Origin of the sequence: Streptomyces sp. NPDC004284 (assembly GCF_042874035.1) — a bacterium.
Lineage (GTDB): Bacteria > Actinomycetota > Actinomycetes > Streptomycetales > Streptomycetaceae > Streptomyces.
In genome coordinates, this window is the sequence record NZ_JBIAMJ010000011.1 from 92,919 (window position 1) to 117,625 (window position 24,707).

The following is a 24,707-nucleotide window of genomic DNA, read 5'->3' on the forward strand; positions in this document are numbered from 1 at the left end:
GGACCTGGCCTCCCGCCCCCATCCGGCAGACAGGCGGGTCCGGGGTGGGGCCAACCCCCGGACTTCCGCGGGTGCTTGACTCACCCCATGAGCGCACGTGACGCACGCGAGTCGTACGGGACCCACCCGGAGTACATCTCCGCCGTCCTGGACCTCCTGGGCGGGGACGCGCTGCTCCTCTCGTACGAGGAGCAGCGCACGTACGCCGAGGCGAGCCTGAACCGGTTCGAGGCCATCGGCTCGGCCCGGGTGGACTGGCGGGGTGCCGAAGTCGTCGAGCGGAAAGAGGAGTTCGACGGAGAGGCGCTGGCCGCCCTCCTCCACACGCACGCGGGCCCCGACGAGCTGGTGATCGTCTTCTGGGACAACCTCGCGGTCCCCTCGATCGCCCTCACGGCCGCCCGGGCCTCCCGGCACGCCGCCGCGCTCCTCGACCAGGGCCCCACCTGCTGGTTCTTCCTCACGGACAGCGGAATCCTGATCGAGTTCCAGGACGGCGAGGGCTTCACGACGGGAAGACCACCGGCACCACACCCTGTGCCTAGACTCCGCCCATGACCACCACAGCGCTCACCGCCGTCGCCGCCGACCTCGCCCCCACCGGGGTCCTCCGCGCCTCCATCAACCTCGGGAACCCCGTGCTCGCGCAGGGCACGCCCGAGGCCCCGGCCGGGATCACCGTGGACCTCGCGCGAGAGATCGCGGCCCGGCTCGGCGTCGGCGTCGAACTCCTCTGCTTCGACGCGGCCCGGAAGTCCTTCGACGCGATGGCGGACGGCCGCGCCGACCTCTGCTTCCTCGCCGTGGACCCCGCGCGCGAGACGGAGGTCGCCTTCACCGCCCCGTACGTCGTCATCGAGGGCGTCTACGCCGTACCGCGCGACTCGGCGCTCCGCACCGTCGAGGACGTGGACGCGCCGGGCGTCCGGATCGGGGTCAAGAAGGGCTCCGCGTACGACCTGTTCCTGTCGCGGAACCTCGCCCACGCGACCGTGGTGCAGGGCGAGGAGGGCGTCGACGTCTTCCGGGCCGAGGGTCTCGAGGTGGGCGCGGGCATCCGGCAGCCGCTCACCGCGTACGCCGCCGCGCACCCGGACGTGCGGCTGATCGAGGGCCGGTTCATGGAGATCCGGCAGGCGGTCGGGACGACGATCGGGCGCCGCCCCGAGACCGTCGCGTTCCTCCGCGACACGGTCGAGGAGCTGAAGGCGAACGGGTTCGTCGCGGAGTCGCTGCGGCGGTCGGGGCAGGAGGAGGGGCTGGTGGCGCCGGGGGCGTGATCAGGCGGTGGGTTCGGGGGCGTCGTACAGGGGGCCGGCGAAGGTGCGCAGGGGCTCGTGGAAGCTGCGCAGGGGTATGCACCGGGCTCCAGCTCTGTACTCGACGTACACCGCGTAGCTTCCATCCTCCCGTTCCCTGATCCCGTGCTTGTTCAGCCACGTCTCGGCCGGGGCTCCGCCCTCGCGGAACCAGACCCGCACCTCGGTCGGCCGGACATCGGTACGGCCCGCGTCCGGTCCGCCCAGGGTGACGCGCTCGACCGCGGGCCATCCAAGGGTGAAGGTCTTCTCCATGCCTCCCTCGGGGTGGGTCACCGAGAGCCCGTCGTGGTCCATGGTCACGACGGGTGATTTCGCGTACAACCCGCGCACCACTCTGCTCAGCAGCCCGCAGGCCAGCACCACGCCGAACACGATGAACCCGATGCCGGTGACGGAGCGATACTCGTACCAGGCAACGCCCCCCAGGAGCAGCCCAAGAAGCGCGGGCTCCCAGAGGTCGCCCCACACGATCCCGGCCACGATCTGCCCCCGCGTGGCCGTGAGCGTCACCCTGTCCTTCCCCCCGCCCCCCTCACCGTTCCGCATCGGGCCCTTCGGCCCGCCCGGCTCCACCGTCAGCATCGCCAACGCCTCCGTCGCCGTCGGCCGAGCCGCCGGGTCCCTCTCCAGCAGGGCGGCCAGCAGCGGGGCCAGACCGCCGGCGCGCTGGGCGGGCTTCGGTGTCTCGGTCAGCGCGGCGACCGGGTTCTCGCGGGGGAAGGGCAGGTCGCCCTCGACGGCCTCGTAGAGCGTCACGCCCAGCGAGTAGAGGTCCGAGGCACCGCTGGGCGGGACGCCCTGCCACCGCTCGGGAGCGGTGTAGCCGGGTGTGCCGATGACGAGGTTGGTCGGCGTCAGACGGGTGTCGGCGTGGCCCACCGCGATGCCGAAGTCGGTGAGGAGGACGTCGCCGTGGGGCGTGAGCATGACGTTCGCGGGCTTGACGTCACGGTGGAAGATCCCGGCCTCCTGCGCGGAGCCGAGTGCCCGCAGGAGGGCGGTGGCGACGGTGCGTGCGGTGCCCTCGGGAAGGGGGCCGTTCTTCTTGATCTCGTCGGCGAGGGAGTGCCCTTCCACCAGCTGCATGACGATCCAGGGCGCGCCGTCCACCTCGATGACGTCGTGCACCGTGACGATGTGCGGGTGGTCGCGCAGCCGGGCGGCGTGCCGGGCCTCCCGTATGGCGCGGACCAGGAGATCCGCGCGTTCCTCCGGTGAGGCCTGCACCAGGCGGACCTGCTTGATCGCCACGTCGACGCCGAGCGCGGTGTCCTCGGCGGCCCAGACCTGGCCGAACCCCCCGGAGCCGAGAAGACGGTTCAGCCGATAGCGGTCGCCGATCAGTCGTCCAGCCTCTGCACTCACTGCCCACTCCCCGTTCCCCTGCCGCATCCCCAGCGGCAGCGGTCGCCCCACTCTGGCCCATTCCCCCGAACAGCCGCTACTACAGCTGTAATTGACGCCACGAAGAGCCACAAAGACCCGAGGGTCCGGCCGCACTGCGCGGCCGGACCCTCGGGGTCACCTGCGGGTCGGGTCAGTAAAGGCCCTTGAAGCCGTTCCACCCGCTGGCGCCGATCATCACCCTGGCCCCGTACGCCCCGGTCCCGGTGCCGCTGTACCGCCACAGCTTCCCGGCGGTGTCGCGGGCCAGGAGGTCGGCGCGTCCGTCGCCGGACAGGTCGCCGACGCCGACGAGGGAGGAGTACACGCCCCAGCCGCCGCCGACCTTCACGCGCGCGGTGACACCGCCGGTCGCGGTGCCGTAGTAGCGCCACAGGACACCGGAGGCGTCCATGCCGAGGAGGTCGCCGCGGCCGTCGCCGTTGAGGTCGCCGGCACCGACGATCTTCTTGTACAGCTTCCAGTCGGTGCCGATCCGGACCCGGGCCTTGAGCCGGTGGTCGGCGGTGCCGCCGTAGAAGTACACGTCACCGGTCGACGCCTGACGAACGACCAGGTCGGCGTACCCGTCGCCGTTCACGTCACCGGGGGACGTGAGGACGTCGTACTGCCCCCAGCCCGAGCCGACGAGGGTGTACGGCGAGGAGGCCGAGACCACCTTCCCGCAGCCCGGCCGGTAGGCCCGCAGCTGGTCGCCCACGCGGGCGTAGACGTCGGCGCAGCGGTCGCCGTCGAGGTCGCCGGTCGGCACGAACACGGAGGCCGTGGGGAACGTGGTCCCCGTCCCGGCGATCCGCGCCGACACCGCGCCCGTACCGGTCCCCCGGTACATCGACACGAGCCCGGCGGTGTCCGTCACGAGGAGGTCGCCGAAGCCGTCGTCGCCGGCGAGGTCGCGCCACACGGCGGCGCCGCCGGAGACCGACAGCGTCCCGGAGGAGGACAGGTCCGCCTGGACGCCGTCGGCGGCCTTCGCGGTCAGGGTCCAGGTGTAGGCGCCGTTCACGGCGAGGCGGCCCGCCGTGTCCTTCCCGTCCCAGGCGGGGGTGACGATGCCGCGCGCCTCGCCCCCGGTCAGGGTGCGGACGACCTTGCCGGTCGCCTTGTGCTTGAGCGTCAGCGTCCAGGAGGCGGCGGGCTTGGAGAGCCACCAGCGGGGCTTCCAGGTACCGGCCCTCAGGTTGACGGAAGCGGCCGCGTCCGTGTCGATGACGGCGATCCGGGAGGCCGGGACGCCGGACGGGACGATCCGCACGTGGCGGTCGTCGCCGGTGTAGGCGACGTGTCCGCCGAAGCGGTCGACGGTCCAGCCGGCCCGGCGGGTGGTGTTCTTGCCGAGGTCGGCGGGGGTGGCGACGACGCGGTGGGGCGCGTCGACGGGGTTTCCGCTCGCCGGGAGGCCGTTGTGGACGTCGTAGAGGGTGAGGCCGTCGGTGTCCGAGCGGGAGACGAAGTAGCCGTCGCCGAGGAGGACGTCGTCCTTGCCGAGGCGCAGGACGCGCCCGTCGGCCTGGTCGTACAGGCCCGCGCCCTTGAAGTCGTCGCCCCAGAAGTTCGTGCACTTCCAGTACACGAGGCGGCCCACGGCCTGGAGCTCGCCGGGGACGCAGCCCGCGTCGAAGGACCCAACGGTGGAGGTCCCCGCCGGGAGGGTCTTGGCGACCACGGTGGTCGGCACGCTGCCGCTGCCGTCCGCGCGGCCGAGGGCGCTCCACAGCGTGTTGCCCCAGACGGCCGAGGCGACCGGGGTGCGCTTCTGGAGCACGGCGCCGGAGTCGGTGCCGCGGAACTCGACGACGGCCTGATTGCCGTCCGAGGCCTGGTCGACGACGCCGAAGCGGCCGGACAGGTCGACGAGCTGCGGGCTGCTGACCCCGGTCGTCAGCCTCGGACCCCACGCGTCGGAGCCGTTCCGGAAGAGCATGGTCAGGTCCTGCTCGGTGCCCGCCTTGCGGCCGTGGTGGCCGTCGCCGCTCGCGAACATGGTGACGCAGTAGAACTCGCCGGAGTTTCCGCAGTCGTCGTCCCGGCCGTTCGTGAGGCCGTCGACCGTCGAGCGCAGTTCCTCGGGCCGTCCGGAGGTCTTCAGCCAGGTGCTCCGGTAGCCGCCGATGTAGGTGCCGGGCATGTAGAGGTTGGAGTCGTCGGCCGTGGTGAGGATGCCGCTGCCGAGGGAGATGCCGGCGGGCTCGGCCTCCATGTCCGCGATGTCCGCGACCCGCTTGCGGGTGACGGTGCCGTCCGCGGCCCGGCTGAAGAGGTAGTACCCCCAGTCGAGGGCCCCGCGGTCCGTGCGCTTCTCGGCGCCCGCGACGAGCAGCGAGCCGTCGGGGGTGCGGTGGAGGGAAGTGGAGGAGACGTCGAGCAGGGACGCGGTGTAGCCGGTGCCGGCGTCGAACTGCCGGAGCGCGTTGCCCCGGTACTCGTTGTTGCCGGGGTTGGGCGGGGTCACGGTGAGCAGGTGGTCGCCGAGCTTGCGCACGACGTCGTCGTACGCGATGTCCCGCACGTCGAGGCGGGTCGGGGCCGCGTCGAGGTCGTTCCGGTCGTACACCTCGGCGACGCCGTACTCGGCCCCCTGCTGGAGGACGGTGTCCTTGTCGAAGGAGACGCTCTCGCCCTGGGCGGAAAGCGTCTTGACCTTCCCGGTCGCGAGGTCGACGACCCACCACCCCTGGCTCATCGTGGAGCCGCTCCAGGCGATGCCGCGGACGGCGACCGACCGCGCGTCGCCCTCGCTGACGGTGAGGCTCCCGCCCTCGGGCAGGCCCTCCACCTGCTGGTCCCGCACACCGCCGTCGGACGGGTGCAGGAGGTGCAGGCCCGTCACCTCGCGCTCGGTGCCCGTGCGGGTGATGACGGTGTCGCCGTACGTCGCGACGTACGTCTGGCCCTCCGGGATCGGGACCGTGACCGTCTCCCCGCCGCCGGCCCGCTGCTGGAGCGTCACGTGCGGGGCCGGGGTCTCCGCATAGACGGCCACGGTGTCGGAGCCGTGCCCGAAGTCGGCCGGGTACTCGCCGAAGCGGAAGTCGTCGACGTCGTACGAGAGCGGCTTCGGCAGGCGGTGGTCGAGGACCGTCGTCGCGCCGGTCGCGTAGTCGGTCCAGCGGAGCCGGTCGTCGCCCTCCTGCGCGGTGAGGAAACCGGTCTCGCCGGCGTTCAGGACGATGGTGGCGCGGGGCACGTAGCGGGCTCCCGCGCTGACGACGACGGCTTCGCCGGCCGTCGCCGTGGGCGTGCCGGCCGCCACCGCCCCCACGGTGGCGCCGGCACCGGCCGTCACCGCGAGGGTGACGGTGAGTGCGATGCGGCCGAGCGCACGTCGGCGCGGCCGTCTGTCCAACGGATCGTTCACGCGGAAATCCCTCCCCAGGGCATACGGCGCGGGAAAGGGGCCGAAGGCCTCGCCTTCCCCGCGAGCAGCCAGACAGTAACAGAGGACGGAGCAGCCTCGGGAGGATTTTCGAACCCGTTCAACTTCTCTTCCGGGACTCGGCAGAAAAACCCTTCCGGCGACTGCCGGGAACACCCCTTCCCCGGCCCTGGAGAGCCCCTCCCGGCCACTGGCACCCCCTCGCCCCACCCCGGCCCCACGGGCCGCCCACGAGCCCGCCCACGCCCCGCCCAGCGGATCACCGCACCGCCCCTGACCTGGGCTTTTACCCTCAACTCCCCTAATCTTGAGGGGACTCGGAGGGGAGATCCACATGGACGCCACGAACCGCAGCATCCGCACGATCGACGACGTACTCACCCTGCTCGACGGCCTGTTCTCACCCGGCGCCGACCGCTGGACGAAGGGCGGCGCCGACTGGTGGGACGGGTTCTACGCGGACCGGGACAAGCCCGTGCCGTTCTTCGTCGCGAAGCCCGACGAGAACCTCGTCTCGTACGTCGAGCAGGGCCTGCTCCCGGCCGGCGGCAAGGTCCTCGACCTCGGCTGCGGGCCCGGCCGGAACGCCCTGTACCTCGCGTCGGCCGGTTACGAGGTGACCGGCGTCGACCTCTCGCCCACGGCCGTCGCCTGGGCGGAGGAGCGCGCCCGCGAAAAGGGCGCGGAGAACGTCCGGTTCCTGTGCGGCGACGCCTTCACGGCCGCGCTCGACGGGCCGTACGACCTGGTCTACGACTCCGGCTGCTTCCACCACCTGCCCCCGCACCGCCGGATCAGCTACCTCGCGCTCCTCGACCGCGTCCTCGCCCCCGGCGGCCACTTCGCCCTCACCTCGTTCGCGGCCGGCGAGGGCGGCATGGGCTCCGAGCTCCCGGACGCCGACTTCTACCGGGAGGGCAAGCTGCACGGCGGGCTCGCGTACACGGACACCTCGTTCCGCGCGATCTTCGCCGACCTGACGGAGATCGAGCTCCGCCGCATGCACGACCAGTCCGCCGACTCGCCCACCTTCGGCGAGTCCTTCCTCTGGACGGGCCTCTTCCGCCGCTGACGCCACGCCACCGGCTCAAGGCATGCCCCCTCAGGGCATGCCTTCTCGGCGCATGCCGTCCAGATGCTCCGCCAGCCGGTCGTACTGCTCCCTCACCCCCGCCTCCATGCCCGCCGCCAGCGCCTGGTCCCTCACCTCGTTCGAAGGCCAGAGGGAAGTGCTGGTCAGGGCCGTGCCACCGTCGGGGGTCGCGTCGAAGGTGAGGGTCACGCGGACCGGCTCGGCGTCCGGCATCTGCTCGAAGACCTCCGTGTAGTCGAGCCGTTCCACCGGGACGACGTCCTCGTACCTCCCGGAGAAGACGATCTGCTGGCCGTCGGGCCCGGTCTGGCCCCAGCGCCAGACCCCGCCCGCCCGCAGGTCGATGTCGACGACGGAGGTCGTCAGCCCGTCCGACCCGTACCACTCCCGCACGTGCTCGGGTCGCGTCCAGGCCTCCCAGACGCGGTCCGGCGGGGCGTCGAAGGTGCGGGTGATGACCAGTTCGCGGTCGGCCGGCGTCGTCAGAAGGGTGACCATCGCTCCGAATCCCTTCACGAAGGGGCCATTCCAGGATCACCCCGGCACCCCGCTCCGGCATCCCCGTAAAGCGAATGAACATGTTCAACAGGTGAGCGCTAAAGTTCTGCCCACGCGGCCGCCCGGCTGAGGGCGTGGCCGCGATCTCAGACCTGTGGGGGGTCCCTTTGCCGCGCTCAACGCGCAGGCTTCCGCACGCCTTCGTCCGTGCGGCCGCCGTCTTCGCTCTCTCCGCGGGCGTCCTCACGCCCGCCGTCATCCACGCCCCGGCCGCGCACGCGGACGTGACGAACACCGCCGACACCACGCTCGACGACGGGCGCTACCGCGTCGGGCTGCTCGGCGACGCGTTCTGGGTCAAGGTCAGCGTGCTGGCCTCCACCGCCCCGGACGCCCCGGTGCTCGCCTCCACGGAGGAACTGACCCTGCTCAACGGGTACTGGACCACCGACGCGCGCCTCACCCTCCCCGAGGGGACCGCCCTCGGGGACTACCCGGTCCGCATCGACTACCGGCGGCCCGGCGGCACCACCACGTACCGGGCGGGCGCCGCCTACAGCCACAAGCCGCACGTCGGCGTCGGCAGGATCACCGCCGACCGCGCGACCACCAGCTACGAGCATCCCCAGGTCGTCCTCTCCGGCACCACGACCAGCTGGAACCCGGCCACCGGCGAGCGCTCCACCGCGCCCGAGGGCACCCGGGTGCAGTTCTGGTTCCAGACCTACGGCACCTCCGGATACGTCGACCGCACGGGCACCGCGACCGTCCGCGCCGACGGCACCTTCTCCGTGGCGGTCACGCCCCAGGGCCGGCTCACCGGCGGCTCGGCGACCATCGCCCCGAGCCCCGGCATCGACCCGGACGAGCCGAACCGCGACGTGCCGGACGTGCCCATCGAGCAGACGCGGTACCGGATCACCGCCGACGGCGACAAGTACCGCGTCCGCGCCGGCACGGACCTCCGCGTCACCGGACTCGTCGAACGGCTCACGGCCGACGGCTGGAAGCCCTTCGCCGATGCGCCCGTCGTCGCCACCGGGACCCAGCCCGGGTGGTACGAGACGGGCGCGGTCAACGTGCTCGGCTCGGGCACCTCCTCGGCGACCGGCACCTTCTCGCTCCCCGCGCGGGTCCAGTACGCGACCGACTACGTCTACGCCTCGCTGCGGCCCTCCCCGTACTTCGCGGACGACCCCCGGCCCTACGACAAGATCGACGTCGTCGTCCCGCAGCAGTTCACCTTCTCGCCGTACACCGCCACCCTCGACGAGTACGGCAAGCTCGTCGTCGCGGGCGGCCTCAGCAGCAGCCTGGCCTGCTACGAGACCCAGCCCGTGACGCTCCAGGCGTCCCTGGACGGCGGACGCAGCTGGTCCACCCTCCGCTCCGGGCGGACCGACACGAGCTGCCAGTACAACTTCACGCTCCGGGGCTACGAGTCCGCGCTCTACCGGGTGCAGCACCCGGAGACGAACCAGCTCGTCGCCAAGACCGGCCCGAGCCTGAAGCGGGGCCGCACGCCCACCCGCTTCTCCGCCTTCACCATCAGCCCCACCCGGCCCGTGGTGAACGGCAAGATGACCGTCTCCGGCACCGTCCAGCGCAAGATCGGCGGCGTCTGGAAGCCGCTCGGCGGAGTCAAGCTGACCCTGGTCTACAAGCCCAAGGGCGAGAACCAGTGGTACTGGGTGACCCAGAGCATCACCACCAACACCAGCGGCAACTTCAGCTACCGCGCCACCGCCTACGGCGACGGCTCCTGGGCGCTCTACCTCAACACCACGGGCAGCTACTTCTACAGCGAGACGAATGCGAAGTACATCGATGCGCGCTGACCTCCGCCTCTCCCTGACAGCCGCCGTCGCGGCCGTGGCCCTGGCCGCGTCGACCGCCCCCGCCCTCGCCGAGGAGACCCCGGCGGGCAGCCCGCTCGTCGGCATCGGCCGCGCCGTCACCGACGACGCCCAGCGCGGCACCTTCCAGGTGACCGCCTGGACCGACGCCCCGCAGGCCGAGGTCACCACCGTCTCGGCCCGGATCCGGCAGGGCGACACCGTCCTCGCCGACATCCCGGCGCTCGTCCCCGGAGACTCCGGGGACCCCGGGCTCGCCCACACCTTCCGGCTGCCCGCCGAGGCGACGCTGAAGCTGGTCGAGGACGGCGGCACCCTCCCGTCCCTCGGGACGTACGCCATCGACGTCACCGCCACCGACTCGCTCGGCAACAAGCTCACCCGCGCCGACGCGGGCCGGCTCGACTTCCGGCTGCGGCCGGAGCTCGTCTCCTTCGGCGTGGGCGTCCCCGCCTGGGACGACCGCAACGCCCGCCCCCAGGGCAACCTGAGCGGCGTCCAGCCCGGCTCCGGCGACATCGTGCCGCTCCCGGACCGCACGGTCACCGTCCGGCACGGCGACGCGACCGACGAGACCCCCCGGACCCTCGTCACCTCCGCCACCGGCGACTTCACCGGCGAGCCGTACGCCGTCGCCGGCCCCGGCGACACCTTCACGGCCTCGTTCACCGAGGACAGCGCCGAGGTGCACGGCAGCGCGAGCGCCTCACGCGAGGTCCGGGAGACCTACAAGCCGCTCCGCGCGACGGCCACCGCCACCGCCGACAGGAAGCGGGCGCTCAACGGCGAGACCGTCACCATCGGCGGACGGCTGACCGACCCGGCCGCCGCGGGCGCGCCGCTCGCCGACCAGCCCGTCCGCGTGGCCTTCGGCCCGCAGGTCGCGAACGTGCGCACGGACGCGGACGGCCGGTTCACCGCGAAGCTCCCCGCCTACGCCGGCTCCGGCCAGTACGAGTGGGAGGTCACCTCCGGGGACCCGTTCCTGAGCTTCGACCGGCTCTCGGGCCCGCTCGCCGTCCCCCTGGAGTCCCGCCTCGACCTCCTCGGCGCCTCGCTGTCCGCCTACGGCACCCTCACGGTGTCCGTCCACCTCCGCGCGCTGTACATGCCGGACGCGTACATGTCGGATCAGAACGTGCAGCTGGAGCAGTCCGTCGACGGCGGCTGGAAGCGCGTCCCCCTCCGGGAGGCCTCCTTCTCCTGGGACAGCATCACGCTCGTGGCGGGCAGCCGGGGCGGCTGGTTCCGGGTCCGTCACCTGACGACCGACCAGCTCGCCGGGGCCACCTCGTCCTCCTTCCGGCTCGTCCGCAACGACGCCCGGATCGTCTCCCTGAACGCCGGCCCCGAGCCGGTCGCCAAGGGCGGGTACGTGACCACGACCGGCACGCTCCAGCACTACTGGGACGGCGCCTGGCGGGCGTACGGGAACGCCCCGGTGGTCCTGCAGTTCCAGGCCAGGGGCTCGACGACCTGGAAGACCGTGGTGTCCGGCCGCTCCAGCTCCACCGGCAAGGTCTCCCTGAAGGCGAGGGCGAGCGCCGACGGCAGCTGGCGGATCTACTGCTACGGCGACTACCGGCACTTCAACTCCCCGCCGTCGGCCGGCGGGGACTACGTCGACGTGCGCTGATCACCTCTGCCGAGGCAGGAACGCCCGAGGGCGGCACCCCCACCAGGGGGTGCCGCCCTCGTTCGCGTTCAGCGATGAACCACCGATCCGTCAGGATCAGAAGTCCATGTCACCGCCCGGCATGCCGCCGCCGGCCGGCGCGGCGGCCTTCTCCGGCTTGTCGGCGATGACGGCCTCGGTGGTGAGGAACAGCGCGGCGATCGACGCGGCGTTCTGCAGCGCGGAGCGCGTGACCTTGGCCGGGTCGATGATGCCCTCGGCGATGAGGTCGACGTACTCGTTGGTCGCGGCGTTCAGGCCGTGGCCGACGGGCAGGTTGCGGACCTTCTCCGCCACGACGCCGCCCTCGAGACCGGCGTTGACGGCGATCTGCTTCAGCGGGGCCTCAAGGGCCAGCTTGACGATGTTGGCACCGGTGGCCTCGTCGCCCGTCAGGTCGCCCTCGAGCTTCTCGAAGACGTTGGAGGCCTGGAGCAGGGCCACGCCACCGCCGGCGACGATGCCCTCCTCGACGGCCGCCTTCGCGTTGCGAACGGCGTCCTCGATGCGGTGCTTGCGCTCCTTGAGCTCGACCTCGGTCGCGGCACCGGCCTTGATGACGGCCACGCCGCCGGCCAGCTTCGCGAGGCGCTCCTGGAGCTTCTCGCGGTCGTAGTCCGAGTCGGAGTTCTCGATCTCGGCGCGGATCTGGTTCACGCGACCGGCGACCTGGTCGCTGTCACCGGCACCGTCGACGATGGTGGTCTCGTCCTTGGTGATGACGACCTTGCGGGCGCGGCCGAGCAGGTCCAGGCCCGCGTTCTCGAGCTTGAGGCCGACCTCCTCGGAGATGACCGTGCCGCCCGTGAGGATGGCGATGTCGTTCAGCATGGCCTTGCGGCGGTCGCCGAAGCCCGGGGCCTTGACGGCAACGGACTTGAAGGTGCCGCGGATCTTGTTGACGACCAGGGTCGACAGGGCCTCGCCCTCGACGTCCTCGGCGATGATCAGCAGCGGCTTGCCCGACTGCATGACCTTCTCCAGGAGCGGAAGGAGGTCCTTCACGGAGGAGATCTTCGAGTTGACGATCAGGAGGTACGGGTCGTCGAGCGACGCCTCCATGCGCTCCATGTCGGTGGCGAAGTACGCCGAGATGTAGCCCTTGTCGAAGCGCATGCCCTCGGTGAGCTCGAGCTCCAGACCGAAGGTCTGCGACTCCTCGACGGTGATGACGCCTTCCTTGCCGACCTTGTCCATCGCCTCGGCGATGAGCTCGCCGATCTGGGTGTCGGCGGCGGAGATGGAGGCCGTGGAAGCGATCTGCTCCTTGGTCTCGACATCCTTCGCCTGCTCGAGGAGGGCGCCGGAGACGGCCTCGACGGCCTTCTCGATGCCGCGCTTGAGGGCCATCGGGTTGGCACCGGCGGCGACGTTGCGGAGACCCTCGCGGACGAGCGCCTGGGCGAGGACGGTGGCGGTGGTCGTACCGTCGCCGGCGACGTCGTCCGTCTTCTTGGCGACTTCCTTGACCAGCTCGGCGCCGATCTTCTCGTACGGGTCCTCGAGCTCGATCTCCTTGGCGATGGAGACACCATCGTTGGTGATCGTGGGGGCGCCCCACTTCTTCTCGAGGACGACGTTGCGGCCCTTGGGGCCGAGGGTGACCTTGACGGCGTCAGCGAGCTGGTTCATGCCGCGCTCGAGACCGCGCCGGGCCTCCTCGTCGAACGCGATGATCTTGGCCATGTGAAGTGGTCCTCCCGGACATGGGGTGGATAACGCTCCAGGACCGCGCCGACGCCCGCGACGGACGGCCTGCGTGCCCGGTGGTTCCTTGCCCCACCTGCCCGCGGGCCTCGTCTGCCCGATCCTCGTAAGCACTCTCACCTTCCGAGTGCTAACGCCAATGATTAGCACTCGCCCTAGGAGAGTGCAAGCGACTCTCGTGTTTCGGGAGGCGGATCAAGACGGCCCCGAGGAACGCACGAGGGGTCCGCATCCCCTCAGGGATGCGGACCCCTCGACGGCGTGCGTCGGTGGCCGATCGCGCCGCGCTCAGACGGCGAGCTTGACCATGTCCGCCTGCGGACCCTTCTGGCCCTGCGAGATCTCGAACTCGACTCGCTGTCCCTCTTCGAGGCTGCGGTAGCCATCCATCTGGATCGCGCTGTAGTGGACGAAAACATCCGCACCACCGTCGACCGCGATGAAGCCGTAGCCCTTCTCCGCGTTGAACCACTTGACGGTGCCCTGAGCCATGCCTAACTCCCCTATTACTGGCCCTTGCGCGGGACCGCACCTCGCGGACCCGGGTCAGACCCTGCGCCGGAACGCGTCGACCGCCGCTGAATGTATCTGCCCAACTGCCCTCTGCAACAGGTCATTCGACCGAGAATTCTGGGCGTCCCGGAAAGGGGAATTGGGGAGAATCCCCTGGATGACGGGGCAAGTCGGGCCCGGCAAAGCGCGCAGAACGTACACAACGCACCGGCACTTTGGCTGCTTCTTGTCAGGTGCGGACGCATTCTCATATGCGTTTGGCACGAGCAGCGGAGGGGACTTCCCCAACTCTATCGCGCTCAACCATGCAGAATTGCCCCTTCCGCTTATAGCGCGGAAGGGGCAACTCGTACTGACCGGTAAGGATCGGTAAAGAATCAGCAGCAGCCGGCACTCCGTGCCGAATGGTCAGCCTCCGGCGACGGCCGGGATGATCGAGACGCCCGCGCCCGCCGGGGTGGCGGTCTCCAGGCCCTGCTCGAAGCGCACGTCGTCGTCGTTGACGTACACGTTGACGAAGCGGCGCAGCTTGCCCTGGTCGTCCAGGACGCGGGCGGCGATGCCCGTGTGGTTCTTCTCCAGGTCCGCGATGACCTCGGCGAGGGTCGCGCCCTCGGCCTGGACCTCGGACTGCCCGCCCGTGTAGGTGCGGAGGATGGTGGGGATGCGGACGTTCACGGCCATGTCTTCGTAACCTTTCAGTGGGCCAGGAGGGCGGGCCGGCTCAGAGCGCCAGGCCGGCGTCGCGGAACGCGTCCAGGCTCGGGCGGATGGTGGCGGTCGCCTGAGAGGTGTCGGCCACCGCGTCCAGGGTCTTGAGTCCGTCGCCGGTGTTGAGGACGACGGTGGTGAGGTTCGGGTCGATGAGACCGGCCTCGACGAGCTTCTTGGTGACGCCGACGGTCACGCCGCCCGCGGTCTCGGCGAAGACGCCCTCGGTCCGCGCGAGGAGCTTGATGGCGTCGACGACCTGCTCGTCGTTCACGTCCTCCACGGCGCCGCCGGTGCGGCGGGCGATGTCGAGGACGTACGGGCCGTCGGCCGGGTTGCCGATGGCGAGCGACTTGGCGATGGTGTTCGGCTTCTGGGGCCGTACGACGTCGTGGCCGGCCTTGAAGGCCGCCGACACCGGGGAGCAGCCCTCGGCCTGGGCGCCGAAGATCTTGTACGGCTTGTCCTCGACGAGGCCGAGCTTGATGAGCTCCTGGAGACCCTTGTCGATCTTCGTGAGCTGGGAGCCGGAGGCGATCGGGATGACGAGCTGGTCGGGGAGGACCCAGCCGAGCTGCTCGCAGATCTCGTACGCGAGCGTCTTGGAGCCCTCGCCGTAGTACGGACGGAGGTTGACGTTCACGAAGCCCCAGCCCTCGCCGAGCGGGTCGCCGATGAGCTCCGAGCAGAAGCGGTTGACGTCGTCGTAGTTGCCCTCGATGGCGACGAGGTCACCGCCGTAGACACCGGCCATGACGACCTTGCCCTGCTCCAGGTCGTGCGGGATGAACACGCAGGAGCGGAAGCCGGCGCGGGCGGCGGCGGCGCCGACGGCTCCGGCCAGGTTGCCGGTGGAGGAGCAGGAGAGGGTGGTGAAGCCGAAGGCGCGGGCGGCTTCGAGCGCCTGGGCGACGACCCGGTCCTTGAAGGAGTGGGTCGGGTTGCCGGAGTCGTCCTTGACGAAGAGCTTGCCGGGGGCGACGCCGAGCTCGCGGGCCAGGTTGTCGGCCTTGACGAGCGGGGTCCAGCCGGGGTTCAGGTTCGGCTTCTCGGCGACGTCGGCGGGGACGGGCAGCAGCGGGGCGTAGCGCCAGATGTTGGCGGGGCCGGCCTCGATCCGCTTGCGCAGCGCCTCGGGGTCGCCGGTGGGAAGGTCGTACGCGACTTCGAGCGGTCCGAAACAGAGTTCGCAGGCGAAGATCGGGCCGAGGGGGAAGACTTCACCGCATTCGCGACAGGAGAGCCCGGAAGCGGGACCGAGGTCGACGGAGGTTGCGGGGGTAGCGGTCTGTACAGCCATGGAGGCGAGGCCCTTTCTCCTCATCTTTCCCATGACGAATTTTTCGCCATGAGACGGATTTGGCACCTTCCCTAGCCGGGGACCTCGCTGTGCGAGACAAACCGACTGGAGGGTTGCCGGGGCTTCAACGGGCCGTTTCCCTCTGCCCCTCTGGATGAGCGGTATTCGATTGTGAGACGCGGGCGGCACCCCGACATGCATCGGGCATCCGCGTTGTTCAAGACTGTAACCGAAGGCCTCGAAGGTGGAGACCGACGTCCGATCCGCGAGATGGAGATCACGTTGCTGGAGGAAGTGGAGCGCTGGCTGGCCCGGCGGTCCTGGTCCGTGTCCGACCGCCCGCTGGACCGGGTGCTCGCCGCCAAACGGGGGACGACGGTCAGCGTCGTCCTGCCCGCCCTGAACGAGGAGGCGACGGTCGGGGACATCGTCTCCGTGATCCGCCGCGATCTGATGACCGAGTCCGTCCCCCTCGTCGACGAACTGGTGGTGATCGACTCGGGCTCCACCGACCGTACGGCGGAGGTGGCGGCGGCGGCCGGCGCGCGGGTCGTCGCGCGGGACGCGATCCTCCCCCGCATACCGGCGGTCCCCGGCAAGGGCGAGGTGCTCTGGCGGTCACTGATGGTGACGAACGGGGACGTGGTCTGCTTCGTGGACGCGGACCTGCGGGACTTCTCGGCGGACTTCGTGACGGGAATCGTGGGCCCGCTGCTCACGGACCCGGACGTGGACTTCGTGAAGGCGATGTACGACCGCCCCTTCGGAGACACCCCCGGTCAGGGCGGCCGGGTGACGGAGCTGGTGGCCCGCCCGCTCCTGAACCTCCACTGGCCGCAGCTGGCCGGCTTCGTGCAGCCGCTGGGCGGCGAGTACGCGGCCCGCCGCTCCCTCCTCGAACGGCTCCCCTTCCCCGTCGGTTACGGAGTGGAGCTGGGCCTGCTCGTGGACGCCCTGCACACGGTGGGTCTGGACGCGCTCGCGCAGGTGGACGTGGGCGTGCGCAAGCACCGCCACCAGGACGGGCAGGCGCTGGGCCGGATGGCGGCCGCGATCTACCGGACGGCGCAGCTGCGGCTGTCCCGGGGCCATCTCGTACGGCCCCGGCTGACGCAGTTCGAGCGGGGCGAGCAGGGCTTCGAGCCCCGGACGTACGCGGTGGACACGGAGGAGCGGCCCCCGATCGCCGAGATCGCGGAGTACGCGCGACGCCGCGTGGCGTGACGCTCGACGACGCCGCGTGGCCGGATCGGCTCGTCTCGTATACGTACGTTTGAGCATTTACGGGACGGGCTAGGTTCGCCACATGGCTACTGTGCTCGTGGCATCCAACCGGGGCCCGGTCTCGTACGTGCTCGCCGAGGACGGCTCGCTCGACACCAGACGGGGCGGCGGCGGCCTGGTCTCGGCCCTGAGCACCATCGACGCCCGGGAGGGCCTCTGGGTGTGCGCGGCGCTCGGCGAGGGCGACAGGGAAGCGGTCCGGCGGGGCGTCGCCGAGCAGGGCGTACGGATGCTGGACATCGCCCCGGACGTGTACGCCGACGCGTACAACGGCATCGCGAACTCGGTGCTGTGGTTCCTCCACCACCACCTGTACGACATCCCGCGGGAGCCGGTCTTCGACACGGGGTTCCGCCGCCGCTGGGAGTCGTACCGCACGTACAACCGCGCCTTCGCGGAGGCGCTGGCGGCGGAGGCGGCGGAGGGGGCGGCGGTCCTGGTGCAGGACTACCACCTGGCGCTGGTGCCCGGGCAGCTCCGCGACCTCCGCCCCGACCTGCGCATCGCCCACTTCACGCACACGCCGTGGGCGTCCCCGGAGTACCTCGGCATGCTCCCGGCGGACATCCGCGGGGAACTCCTCCGGGGCATGCTGGGCGCGGACCGGCTGGGCTTCCACACCCGGGCCTGGGCGAAGGCGTTCGAGGAGGGCGCGGGCGACCTGGGGCGCACGGAGGTCGCGGCGCACCCGCTGGGCGTGGACGGCGAGGAACTGCGGGCACTGGCGTACCGCCCGGAGGTGGACGAGAGGCTGGCGCGGCTCCGCTCGGAGATCGGCGACCGCAGGACGATCGTCCGGGTGGACCGCACGGAACTCTCGAAGAACATCCTGCGAGGCCTCCAGGCCTACCGCGAACTCCTGACCGCGCACCCCGAATGGCGCGACAGGGTCGTCCACCTGGCCTCGGCGTACCCCTCGCGCCAGGACCTGGAGTCGTACAGGTCGTACACGACGGCGGTGAGCGACCTGGCCGAGGAGATCAACACCGAATTCGGCACGGCGGACTGGCAGCCGGTCCTGGTCTCGGTGAAGGACGACTTCACCCGCTCCCTGGCGGCGTACCGCCTCGCGGACGTGGCCCTGGTGAACCCGGTGCGCGACGGCATGAACCTGGTCGCGAAGGAGATACCGGTCGTCTCCGAGACGGGCTGCGCGCTGGTCCTCTCCCGGGAGGCGGGGGCGTACGAGGAACTCCACGAGGACGCCCTGACCGTGAACCCCTTCGACGTCTCGGAAACGGCGGAGGCCCTCCACACGGCCCTCACGATGCCCCCGTCGGAACGCGCGGACCGCACGAAACGCCTGGCGGCGACGGCCACGGCGCACCCGCCGCAGCGGTGGTTCCTGGACCAGCTGGAGGCACTGCGGGAGCGGTGAGCCGGCAGCCCCGCTCCGCCCGACGGCGCGGGCGGGGCGGGGCTGCCGTTCAGGCTGCCGTTCAGGAGGAGAGGCGGTTCAGTGCCGCGGTGGCGATGCCTTCGACGTGGGCCGGGGCGTAGCCGGGCCGGCTGGTGAGCTCGACGACGGCGACCTTGGTGCCGCTGCGCAGGACCGCGACCCCGCCGGTGGCGGTGCCGTCGCCGTTGTAGGCCGGGTACCAGCGGGCGGTGCCGCCGGTGGTGGTCAGGGTGTGGGCCGCACCGTAGCGCCAGTGGCCGGCGGGCTCGTCCTGGCAGTCCTGGACGAGCGCGACGAGCTGCTTCTCCCAGGTGGCGGCCGCGGTCCCGGTGGGGGCGTTCGCGGCCGACTCGGTCAGCATGCCGTCGGTGTCGAAGGTCCAGTTCACGGACGCGTACGCGGTGGCGCCGCCCTTGGTCAGGTCGCGCATCGTCTCCTCGCCGGAGCACGCGGACAGCGCCTGGCGTCCGGTCAGCGCGACGGTCGCGCCGACCGGGTTCAGGCCCTTCTGGACGTAGTCCTCGCTCTGGACGAGGTGGGCGGAGCCGAGTCCGGGCGCGGCGACCGCGGCCGAGCGGGCGGCGGCGGCCGCGGTGCGGTGCGCGACCCCGTCGGCGGTGGCCGACTGGGTGCCGACGACGGTGGCCGTGATCAGTGCGGCGGCGAAGCAGGCCGCGGCGGCGAGGCGGTTGCGGCGAACGGACTTCTGCTGGACGGTCTGGTTCTCGGTCATCTGGTCCCCCTGCTGGTCGGGACGCCTGCTGCGTCCTCGTACAACCGGGGGAGATGCCGCCGGGGGAGGGAAAGTTGGAGCTCTGACCGGCTGTTTCACAGCTGTGACAGAGCGGTCCTGACGACGCGGTCCATCGCGGCCGTCCCCAGGCAGGCGTCGACCTCCAGCACCCCGTAGTGGGTGCCGCTGCGCAGCACGGCGATGCCGCCGCAGGGCTCCACGCCCTCGGGCGCCGTGCCGGTGGTGTTGAGGGATCCCTGGTAGACGCCCATCCAGCTCGCGGTGACGTCCGGGGCGAGCCGCAGCGTCGCGGTCCTTCCGTAGACCCAGTGCCCCGGCGCTTCCTCCTGGCAGGGCACCTGTTCCAGCAGCAGGCGGTCGGCGAAGTTCTGCGCCAGGGAAGGGCTCCGGGCCTCGGCGGCGAACTCGCGGGCGACCTGGTCGGCGCCGTCGAAGGCCAGCGTGGGGTCGCTCGGGTCGGTGCGGGGGCTGGTCATCAGTCCGCGGAAGTGGGCGCCGGGCCCGCCCAGGGTCTCCGTGAGGGTCTTCTCCCCGGTGCAGGCCGCGTTGGCGTAGTGCCCGTCGCCGTACCGGTCGGTGACGTGGATCTTCCCGATGCCGGCGTCCGGGCCGAACGCCGCGGGTCCCAGAAGGTTCGCCTTCGTCACCGGCCCGGTCGCACCGGTCGGCGAGCCGGAGCCGGAGGCCGAGGGCGCGGGCGTCGGGGCGGACGCGCCGGGCGTCGCGGGAGCGGACGCGCCCCGGGACGCCCCGCCGACCGCGGCGACCGACCGCTCCGGCGGGTGCGCGTCGGCGCCCGAGGGCGAGGGCAGGACGAATCGGCCGGTCACCAGACCGAGCGCGGCGGCTGCCACCAGGGCGGCGACGGCGGACCGGGTCCGGACGACGGCGTGGCCGCCGCCCCTCGCGGGACCGCCGCTCACGGACCGGTGACCAGGCGCTCGCGCATGAAGCGGCGGGCCTGGTGGATGCGGTCCTTGACCGTGCCCAACGGGGCGTCCAGCTGCTCGGCCACCTGGACGTAGGTCAGGTCGCCCAGGTCGCGCAGCACGAAGGACTCCACCAGGGTGGGGTGCCGCTGCTCCAGCGCGGCCAACGCCTCCATCAGGTCGAGCCGGCTCCCGGCGATGACGCTGGTGGTGCGCGGGTCGACGGACTCGGGCAGGTCGGCGTGGCTGTCCTCGGCGCGTCGGCGCATCGAGCGGTAGGTGGACCGGGCGGCGTTCGAGGCGATCACCGTCACCCAGCCCAGGAAGGAGCCGTGGCCGCCGTACTCGCCCAGGTGCGTGCTGATGGACAGGAGGGCGTCCTGCGCGGCCTCCTCCGCGTCGGCGTGGTGGGGCAGGAAGCGCGAGCAGCGGCGCAGCACCATCGGCCGCAGCTTGGCCAGCAGGTACTCCATCGCCCCCGGGTCGCCCGCCTGGGCAGCCGCCACGAGCTGCTCCAGCTCGCCTTCCTCGAACACCCTGATCCCCGTTCCGTCCCGCCTGGCATCCCGCCCGCCGAACGGGAGTTCGCCACTCCCCCTCGACTCCGGCAGAATGCTGCCACATGCGCAAGCTCGGCCGTTACCTCCTCCTGGACCGGCTCGGAGCCGGCTCCTTCGCGACGGTCTGGAAGGCCTACGACCCGGAGCTCGACACCGAGGTCGCGGTGAAGGTGCTGGCCGACAACTGGGCCGCCAACGCCGATGTGCGCGAGCGGTTCCTGGCGGAGGCGAGGCTGCTGCGCCGGATCGCCAGCCCGCGGGTGGTCCGCGTGCACGACGTCGGGGTGCAGGAGGACCGGCCCTACTTCGTCATGGACTACGTACGCGGCGGCACCCTGGAGGACCGGGTCGGCCGGTGCGACCCGCAGGAGGCACTGCGGCTGGCCGCGGAAGCGGGCTACGCCGTCCAGGTCCTGCACGAGGCGGGTGTCGTGCACCGCGACGTCAAACCGTCCAACATGCTGCTCGCCACCGGCCCCGCGCCCGCCGCGGTGCTGGTGGCGGACCTGGGCAGCGCGAAGCAACTGGCCGACGCCTCCGGGCTGACGGTGACCACGGGCACGCCCGCGTACATGGCACCGGAACAGGCCTTCCAGACCGGCGGGTTCGACGGAAGGGCCGACGTGTACGCGCTGGCCGTCATGGCCTACGAACTGCTGACCGGACAGAAGCCCTTCGGCCCGGGCGGGCGCGCCACAGCCCTCATGACCGACCAACCGACCGCCTCGACCCTGCCGGCCCTCCCGGCCGGAGTGGACCTCCCCCCGAACATCGCCCTGCTTCTCCGGGCCGCGATGTCCGTCGAGCCCGCGGACCGACCACCGACCGCCCAGGCCTTCGCCGACGCGCTACTGGCTCCGGTCCCGCAGCCCCAGCCCCTGAAAGGCCCCGGGTGGCTGACCCCGCGCGCGGTCTGCCTGGCCTCGGGCGCGGTGTTCACGGCGACGACCCTGCTGAGCTGGCTGCGGCGGTGAATCCGATCCAGGCCCACCGGCGGCAGGCGTCAGCCGGGTGCCCGGTGACGCAGGGGCCAGGTCACGCCCGATCCGCCCCCAACTGCGTTGCGGGTTTTGAGCGTTCGTTGTCCGTCGTCGCCCGGAACGCGGCGCGCCATGCGGCGGCGAGGTCGTTCCCGGCGGCGTCGAGAGCAGCAGCGGTGTTGCCCCCGGGAACCGCGACGCGGTCCACGATGTCGTCCAGGCGGGCGCCTTGACCGACCAGGCGGCTCAGGGCGTGCAGGCTCTGCGCGACGAGCTGTTCCGCCAGGTCGCGCGACAGCGGGGCGCCGCGTTCCTGCTGGGCTTCGATCATCGCCTTGGCGGCACCGGCCACCAGGGCCGGGCCGCAGGACGCGAGGTCGGTCGCCGCCCGCCCCTGGTCCTCCTCGATCACGAACGGGGTCGAGAAGGACCGGAGCAGGGCGAGCAGGTCCTCGGTGTCCTGTGCCGTCAGGCGCGGACCGGGCATCAGGAGCGTCGCTCCGGCACCTATGTCGTTGCCGACGCTCGGGATCAGCTTGGCCACCGGCCCGGGAACGGCCTCCGCCAGCGTCCGGAGCGGCAGGCCGTTGTTGATGGTGATCACGACGTGCCGGGCCGTGAGCCGGGGCCGCAGTTCTTCGAGGACCGCCGGCAGATCCGCGTTCCGCACGCACAGGACGATCAGGTCTGCCCGACCGGGCAGCTCCGGCAACGGCAGGACCACCGCGCCGGGCACGGCCTCCCGGAACCGCGCGACGCCGGCCGGTGACCGCCCCGCCGCGAACAGCCGACCGGGCCCGACCGCCTCGCCGAAGCCGGCCGCCAGGGCCAGGCCCATACGTCCGAGACCCACCACGCCGACCGCCCGATGCCCACTCATGGGGATCAGCATCGCAGCCCCGCTCAGTACTCCTTCAGCCGTCCCGGACCCTCGAAGCAGAAACGTCAGGGTCCTTGTTCTTCGTCGATCTGCCAGGCAGCGGCTCCGGTTGCCCCGGTCCTTCCCCTGATGACGAACGTCAGTTCCGCGGGCGCCGACTGGATCCGGTAGGTGGCGGGGGCGGGGTACGCGTCGCAGTTCTGCGTATGAGCGGGCGTGGAGCCGATGGTCACGTCGATGGCGCCGGTGCCCGCGCACGCCACGACGACCTCGTACCTCTTGCCCTTCGTGAGGGGGGAGAGGTCGCGGGTGCCGTCCTGCAGCGGCGCCACGCCGGAGGCGACGAATGCGTCCTCGTCGATCGAGACGCCTGACACGGCGCTCTTCGCGCGTTCCGCGAGGGGATCTGCCGTGGGTGTCGTGGATGCCCTGGACGCCGTGGACGATGACGCGGAGGCGGACGGCGTGGGCACCGGCTTCGGCGGGCCGGCCGTGCAGCCGGTGACGAGGAGCGCCAGCCCGGAGGCGAGGAGCGCTGGTGCGGCGGCGAGGCTCCGCTGCGGCTTGGTGTGCATGAATTCCCCCTGCTTCTACGCCTCTTGACGAGGCGGGTCGCTGGCGACTCTAGGGAATCGATGGGGACATACACGCGCAACAGAGGATGTTCTGAGCAGGATTTAAGGGTGCTGCCGCGACCCTCGGCAATCCGCGCCCCTCGCGTTCCGCCGCCCCCCGCGTTCCGTCTCGGGTCACGCACGCGACCTCAGGATGCCTCCCGCCGCTCCCTCCCCCACGCCGCCAGCGGCTCAAGCGCCTCGTTGAGGCGGATGCCGGACTTCGTGAGGGCGTACTCGACGCGGGGCGGGACCTCGTCGTAGGCGACGCGGTCGACGATGCCGTCGGCCTCCAGCTCGCGGAGGTGGGAGGCGAGGACCTTCTCCGTGATGCCGGGGATCAGGCGGCGGAGTTCGCCGAAGCGGCGGTGGGGGTGTTCGTGGAGGGCCCAGAGGATGAGGACCTTCCATTTGCCGCCGATGACTTCCATCGCGGTGTCGATCCCGCAGACGTGCCCGTCGGGCGCGCCCGGTCGGTTCAGTGTCGCCATGCCTCCACCCCTCCTGACCCTTCTGAGCTCCTCGCTCACCTCAGGGTAACCACCCACTTGGAAGTGGGTACTTGAGCAGGTCAGAGGCCTGGAGCAGCCTTGAGGGCATGACACGGAACAGCACGTCGAAGTCCCCCGTCACCCTTCTCGGCCTCGGCGCCATGGGCACCGCACTCGCCCGTACCTGGCTCGCCGCCGGGTATCCGCTCACCGTCTGGAACCGCACGCCCGACCGCGCCGAAGCCGTGGCGGGGGCCAAGGTCGCCGACAGCGCTCACGAGGCCGTCGCGGCGAGTGGGCTCGTCGTGGTCTGTCTGCTCGACGACGAGTCCGTCGGCGCCGCCCTCGCCGACGTCGACCTGGCCGGCAAGGACCTCGTCAACCTCACCACGACGACTCCCGCTCAGGCCCGGGCCCGGGCGGAGTGGGCCGAGGGGCGGGGGGCGCGTTATCTGGACGGCGGGATCATGGCCGTACCGCCGATGATCGGGGTCCCGGAGGCCGGTGGGTACGTCTTCTACAGCGGGTCGCGGGAGCTGTTCGAGGTTCATCGGGACGCCCTCGCGGTCCCGGCCGGTACCAGGTACGTCGGTGAGGACGCCGGTTTCGCCGCCCTGCACGACGTGGCTCTGTTGAGCGGGATGTACGGGATGTTCGCCGGGGCGGCGCACGCCTTCGCGTTGATCCGGCGGGAGGACATCGATCCGGTGGCGTTCGCGCCGCTGCTGGCCGACTGGCTCGCCGCGATGGCGCAGGGGGTTCATGGGACCGCCGCCCAGTTGAAGAGCGGCGACTACACGGAGGGTGTGGTCTCGAATCTCGCCATGCAGGTGGCCGGGACGCCGACGTTCCTGGCGACGGCCGAGGGGCAGGGGGTTAGCCCGGAACTGATCGAGCCCTACTTCGCGTTGATGCGCCGTCGGCTGGACGTGGGCAGTGGTGAGGAGGATCTGACGGGAGTAGTCGATCTACTCCTTCGCTAGGGTCGCGCGCATGACGCGTCTGAAGGTCGAGACATCCGTTCCCCGCAGCCATCTGGAGGCCGTTCTCGGCGCTCTCCACTCCGCCGGGGCGGGGCAGGTCGGCGAGTACGCCCGGTGTTCCAGTACGTGGCAGGTGACCGGCACCTGGCAGCCGCTGTCCGGCGCGCGGCCCTACGACGGCGAGGTGGGCGTCACGCGGCGGGCCGAGGAGTGCCGGATCGAGTCCGTCTGCGACGAGGGGCAGGCGCGGGCCGTGCTCGAGGCCGTGCGTGAGGCCCATCCGTACGAGGAGCCCGTCATCCACTTCCTCCCTCTGTACGAGCCGTAGAGGCAAGTGCCAGACTCTGCGCGATCGTTCCCCCAGGCGATCCGTTTTTC

Annotated in this window: 23 protein-coding genes and 1 riboswitch; of the genes, 10 read left to right on the forward strand and 13 right to left on the reverse strand. The window is 71.5% G+C overall.

Annotation, left to right across the window (positions count from 1 at the left end; all coding sequences use genetic code 11):
- Nucleotides 1-87 precede the first annotated feature (87 nt).
- A complete protein-coding gene (locus ACFYUS_RS26120; RefSeq protein ID WP_388856741.1) occupies nucleotides 88-558 on the forward strand; it encodes a hypothetical protein in 471 nt (156 codons plus the stop codon).
- Nucleotides 555-1,280: a transporter substrate-binding domain-containing protein gene (locus tag ACFYUS_RS26125; RefSeq protein WP_388856744.1), complete on the forward strand. Its 726-nt coding sequence runs from the start codon at nucleotides 555-557 to the stop codon at nucleotides 1,278-1,280. Before ACFYUS_RS26120 ends, ACFYUS_RS26125 begins: the two co-directional genes overlap by 4 nt.
- On the opposite strand, the gene ACFYUS_RS26130 is transcribed toward ACFYUS_RS26125, so the two are convergent.
- A complete protein-coding gene (locus tag ACFYUS_RS26130; protein WP_388856746.1) occupies nucleotides 1,281-2,687 on the reverse strand; it encodes a serine/threonine-protein kinase in 1,407 nt (468 codons plus the stop codon). It lies immediately after the preceding gene.
- 172 nt (nucleotides 2,688-2,859) lie between these two features.
- Nucleotides 2,860-6,084 (reverse strand): FG-GAP-like repeat-containing protein, encoded by a 3,225-nt coding sequence (locus tag ACFYUS_RS26135; RefSeq protein WP_388856749.1) that lies wholly within the window; start codon nucleotides 6,082-6,084, stop codon nucleotides 2,860-2,862.
- Between the two features lie 352 nt (nucleotides 6,085-6,436).
- Between ACFYUS_RS26135 and ACFYUS_RS26140 the strand changes: the two genes are divergently transcribed.
- Nucleotides 6,437-7,174, forward strand: a complete 738-nt coding sequence (locus tag ACFYUS_RS26140) for a class I SAM-dependent methyltransferase (RefSeq protein ID WP_388856753.1) — start codon at nucleotides 6,437-6,439, stop codon at nucleotides 7,172-7,174.
- A gap of 30 nt (nucleotides 7,175-7,204) precedes the next feature.
- Here ACFYUS_RS26140 and ACFYUS_RS26145 read toward each other — a convergent pair whose 3' ends face one another.
- A complete protein-coding gene (locus ACFYUS_RS26145) occupies nucleotides 7,205-7,693 on the reverse strand; it encodes an SRPBCC domain-containing protein (RefSeq protein WP_388856756.1) in 489 nt (162 codons plus the stop codon).
- Between the two features lie 167 nt (nucleotides 7,694-7,860).
- Here ACFYUS_RS26145 and ACFYUS_RS26150 point away from each other — a divergent pair, with 167 nt between their 5' ends.
- Together ACFYUS_RS26150 and ACFYUS_RS26155 are read left to right on the forward strand one after the other, a co-directional pair.
- Nucleotides 7,861-9,531, forward strand: coding sequence for a hypothetical protein (locus ACFYUS_RS26150; RefSeq protein ID WP_388856759.1), 1,671 nt, complete (start codon nucleotides 7,861-7,863; stop codon nucleotides 9,529-9,531).
- Nucleotides 9,521-11,185 (forward strand): hypothetical protein, encoded by a 1,665-nt coding sequence (locus tag ACFYUS_RS26155; RefSeq protein WP_388856761.1) that lies wholly within the window; start codon nucleotides 9,521-9,523, stop codon nucleotides 11,183-11,185. The genes ACFYUS_RS26150 and ACFYUS_RS26155 overlap by 11 nt, the downstream gene beginning before the upstream one ends.
- A gap of 96 nt (nucleotides 11,186-11,281) precedes the next feature.
- Here ACFYUS_RS26155 and groL read toward each other — a convergent pair whose 3' ends face one another.
- From groL to thrC, 4 genes are all read right to left on the reverse strand, one after another.
- Nucleotides 11,282-12,910 carry a chaperonin GroEL gene (groL, locus tag ACFYUS_RS26160; protein WP_388856762.1) on the reverse strand — a complete coding sequence of 543 codons (1,629 nt, stop codon included), beginning with the start codon at nucleotides 12,908-12,910 and terminating at the stop codon, nucleotides 11,282-11,284.
- A 309-nt stretch (nucleotides 12,911-13,219) separates the two neighbouring features.
- Entirely contained in the window at nucleotides 13,220-13,423 is a 204-nt protein-coding gene (locus ACFYUS_RS26165; protein WP_015035246.1) for a cold-shock protein, read from the reverse strand.
- Between the two features lie 429 nt (nucleotides 13,424-13,852).
- The gene (locus tag ACFYUS_RS26170; protein ID WP_055642141.1) at nucleotides 13,853-14,128 is read right to left on the reverse strand and encodes a MoaD/ThiS family protein; all 276 of its coding nucleotides are present in this window, start codon (nucleotides 14,126-14,128) and stop codon (nucleotides 13,853-13,855) included.
- Nucleotides 14,129-14,168: 40 nt separating this feature from the next.
- Nucleotides 14,169-15,479 carry a threonine synthase gene (gene thrC, locus ACFYUS_RS26175; protein WP_388857171.1) on the reverse strand — a complete coding sequence of 437 codons (1,311 nt, stop codon included), beginning with the start codon at nucleotides 15,477-15,479 and terminating at the stop codon, nucleotides 14,169-14,171.
- Nucleotides 15,473-15,616, reverse strand: a riboswitch (SAM riboswitch). Its footprint overlaps the gene before it by 7 nt.
- Before the next feature lie 121 nt (nucleotides 15,617-15,737).
- Here thrC and ACFYUS_RS26180 point away from each other — a divergent pair.
- Nucleotides 15,738-16,679: a glucosyl-3-phosphoglycerate synthase gene (locus ACFYUS_RS26180; RefSeq protein WP_388857174.1), complete on the forward strand. Its 942-nt coding sequence runs from the start codon at nucleotides 15,738-15,740 to the stop codon at nucleotides 16,677-16,679.
- Between the two features lie 82 nt (nucleotides 16,680-16,761).
- Nucleotides 16,762-18,117, forward strand: coding sequence for a trehalose-6-phosphate synthase (locus ACFYUS_RS26185; protein WP_388856765.1), 1,356 nt, complete (start codon nucleotides 16,762-16,764; stop codon nucleotides 18,115-18,117).
- A gap of 61 nt (nucleotides 18,118-18,178) precedes the next feature.
- Here the strand turns inward: ACFYUS_RS26185 and ACFYUS_RS26190 are convergent, their stop codons facing one another.
- From ACFYUS_RS26190 to ACFYUS_RS26200, 3 genes are all read right to left on the reverse strand, one after another.
- Nucleotides 18,179-18,871, reverse strand: coding sequence for a hypothetical protein (locus ACFYUS_RS26190; RefSeq protein WP_388856768.1), 693 nt, complete (start codon nucleotides 18,869-18,871; stop codon nucleotides 18,179-18,181).
- A 95-nt stretch (nucleotides 18,872-18,966) separates the two neighbouring features.
- Nucleotides 18,967-19,815, reverse strand: coding sequence for a hypothetical protein (locus ACFYUS_RS26195; protein WP_388856771.1), 849 nt, complete (start codon nucleotides 19,813-19,815; stop codon nucleotides 18,967-18,969).
- Nucleotides 19,812-20,357 carry an RNA polymerase sigma factor gene (locus ACFYUS_RS26200; protein ID WP_388856774.1) on the reverse strand — a complete coding sequence of 182 codons (546 nt, stop codon included), beginning with the start codon at nucleotides 20,355-20,357 and terminating at the stop codon, nucleotides 19,812-19,814. The genes ACFYUS_RS26195 and ACFYUS_RS26200 overlap by 4 nt, the downstream gene beginning before the upstream one ends.
- Before the next feature lie 86 nt (nucleotides 20,358-20,443).
- On the opposite strand from ACFYUS_RS26200, the gene ACFYUS_RS26205 reads away from it, so the two are divergent.
- On the forward strand, nucleotides 20,444-21,355 hold the full coding sequence (locus tag ACFYUS_RS26205; protein ID WP_388856777.1) for a serine/threonine-protein kinase: 912 nt from the start codon (nucleotides 20,444-20,446) through the stop codon (nucleotides 21,353-21,355).
- Between the two features lie 61 nt (nucleotides 21,356-21,416).
- Here ACFYUS_RS26205 and ACFYUS_RS26210 read toward each other — a convergent pair whose 3' ends face one another.
- The 3 genes from ACFYUS_RS26210 to ACFYUS_RS26220 all read right to left on the reverse strand — a co-directional run bounded on the left by ACFYUS_RS26210 (nucleotide 21,417) and on the right by ACFYUS_RS26220 (nucleotide 23,346).
- The gene (locus ACFYUS_RS26210) at nucleotides 21,417-22,241 is read right to left on the reverse strand and encodes a pyrroline-5-carboxylate reductase family protein (protein WP_388856780.1); all 825 of its coding nucleotides are present in this window, start codon (nucleotides 22,239-22,241) and stop codon (nucleotides 21,417-21,419) included.
- Nucleotides 22,242-22,306: 65 nt separating this feature from the next.
- A complete protein-coding gene (locus ACFYUS_RS26215) occupies nucleotides 22,307-22,816 on the reverse strand; it encodes a hypothetical protein (RefSeq protein WP_388856783.1) in 510 nt (169 codons plus the stop codon).
- Between the two features lie 188 nt (nucleotides 22,817-23,004).
- Complete coding sequence (locus ACFYUS_RS26220) at nucleotides 23,005-23,346, reverse strand: winged helix-turn-helix transcriptional regulator (RefSeq protein ID WP_388856786.1); 342 nt, start codon at nucleotides 23,344-23,346, stop codon at nucleotides 23,005-23,007.
- A gap of 71 nt (nucleotides 23,347-23,417) precedes the next feature.
- Here ACFYUS_RS26220 and ACFYUS_RS26225 point away from each other — a divergent pair, with 71 nt between their 5' ends.
- Nucleotides 23,418-24,329 carry an NAD(P)-dependent oxidoreductase gene (locus ACFYUS_RS26225; RefSeq protein ID WP_388856789.1) on the forward strand — a complete coding sequence of 304 codons (912 nt, stop codon included), beginning with the start codon at nucleotides 23,418-23,420 and terminating at the stop codon, nucleotides 24,327-24,329.
- A gap of 10 nt (nucleotides 24,330-24,339) precedes the next feature.
- Nucleotides 24,340-24,657 carry a hypothetical protein gene (locus ACFYUS_RS26230; RefSeq protein WP_388856792.1) on the forward strand — a complete coding sequence of 106 codons (318 nt, stop codon included), beginning with the start codon at nucleotides 24,340-24,342 and terminating at the stop codon, nucleotides 24,655-24,657.
- The last annotated feature ends 50 nt before the right edge of the window (nucleotides 24,658-24,707 follow it).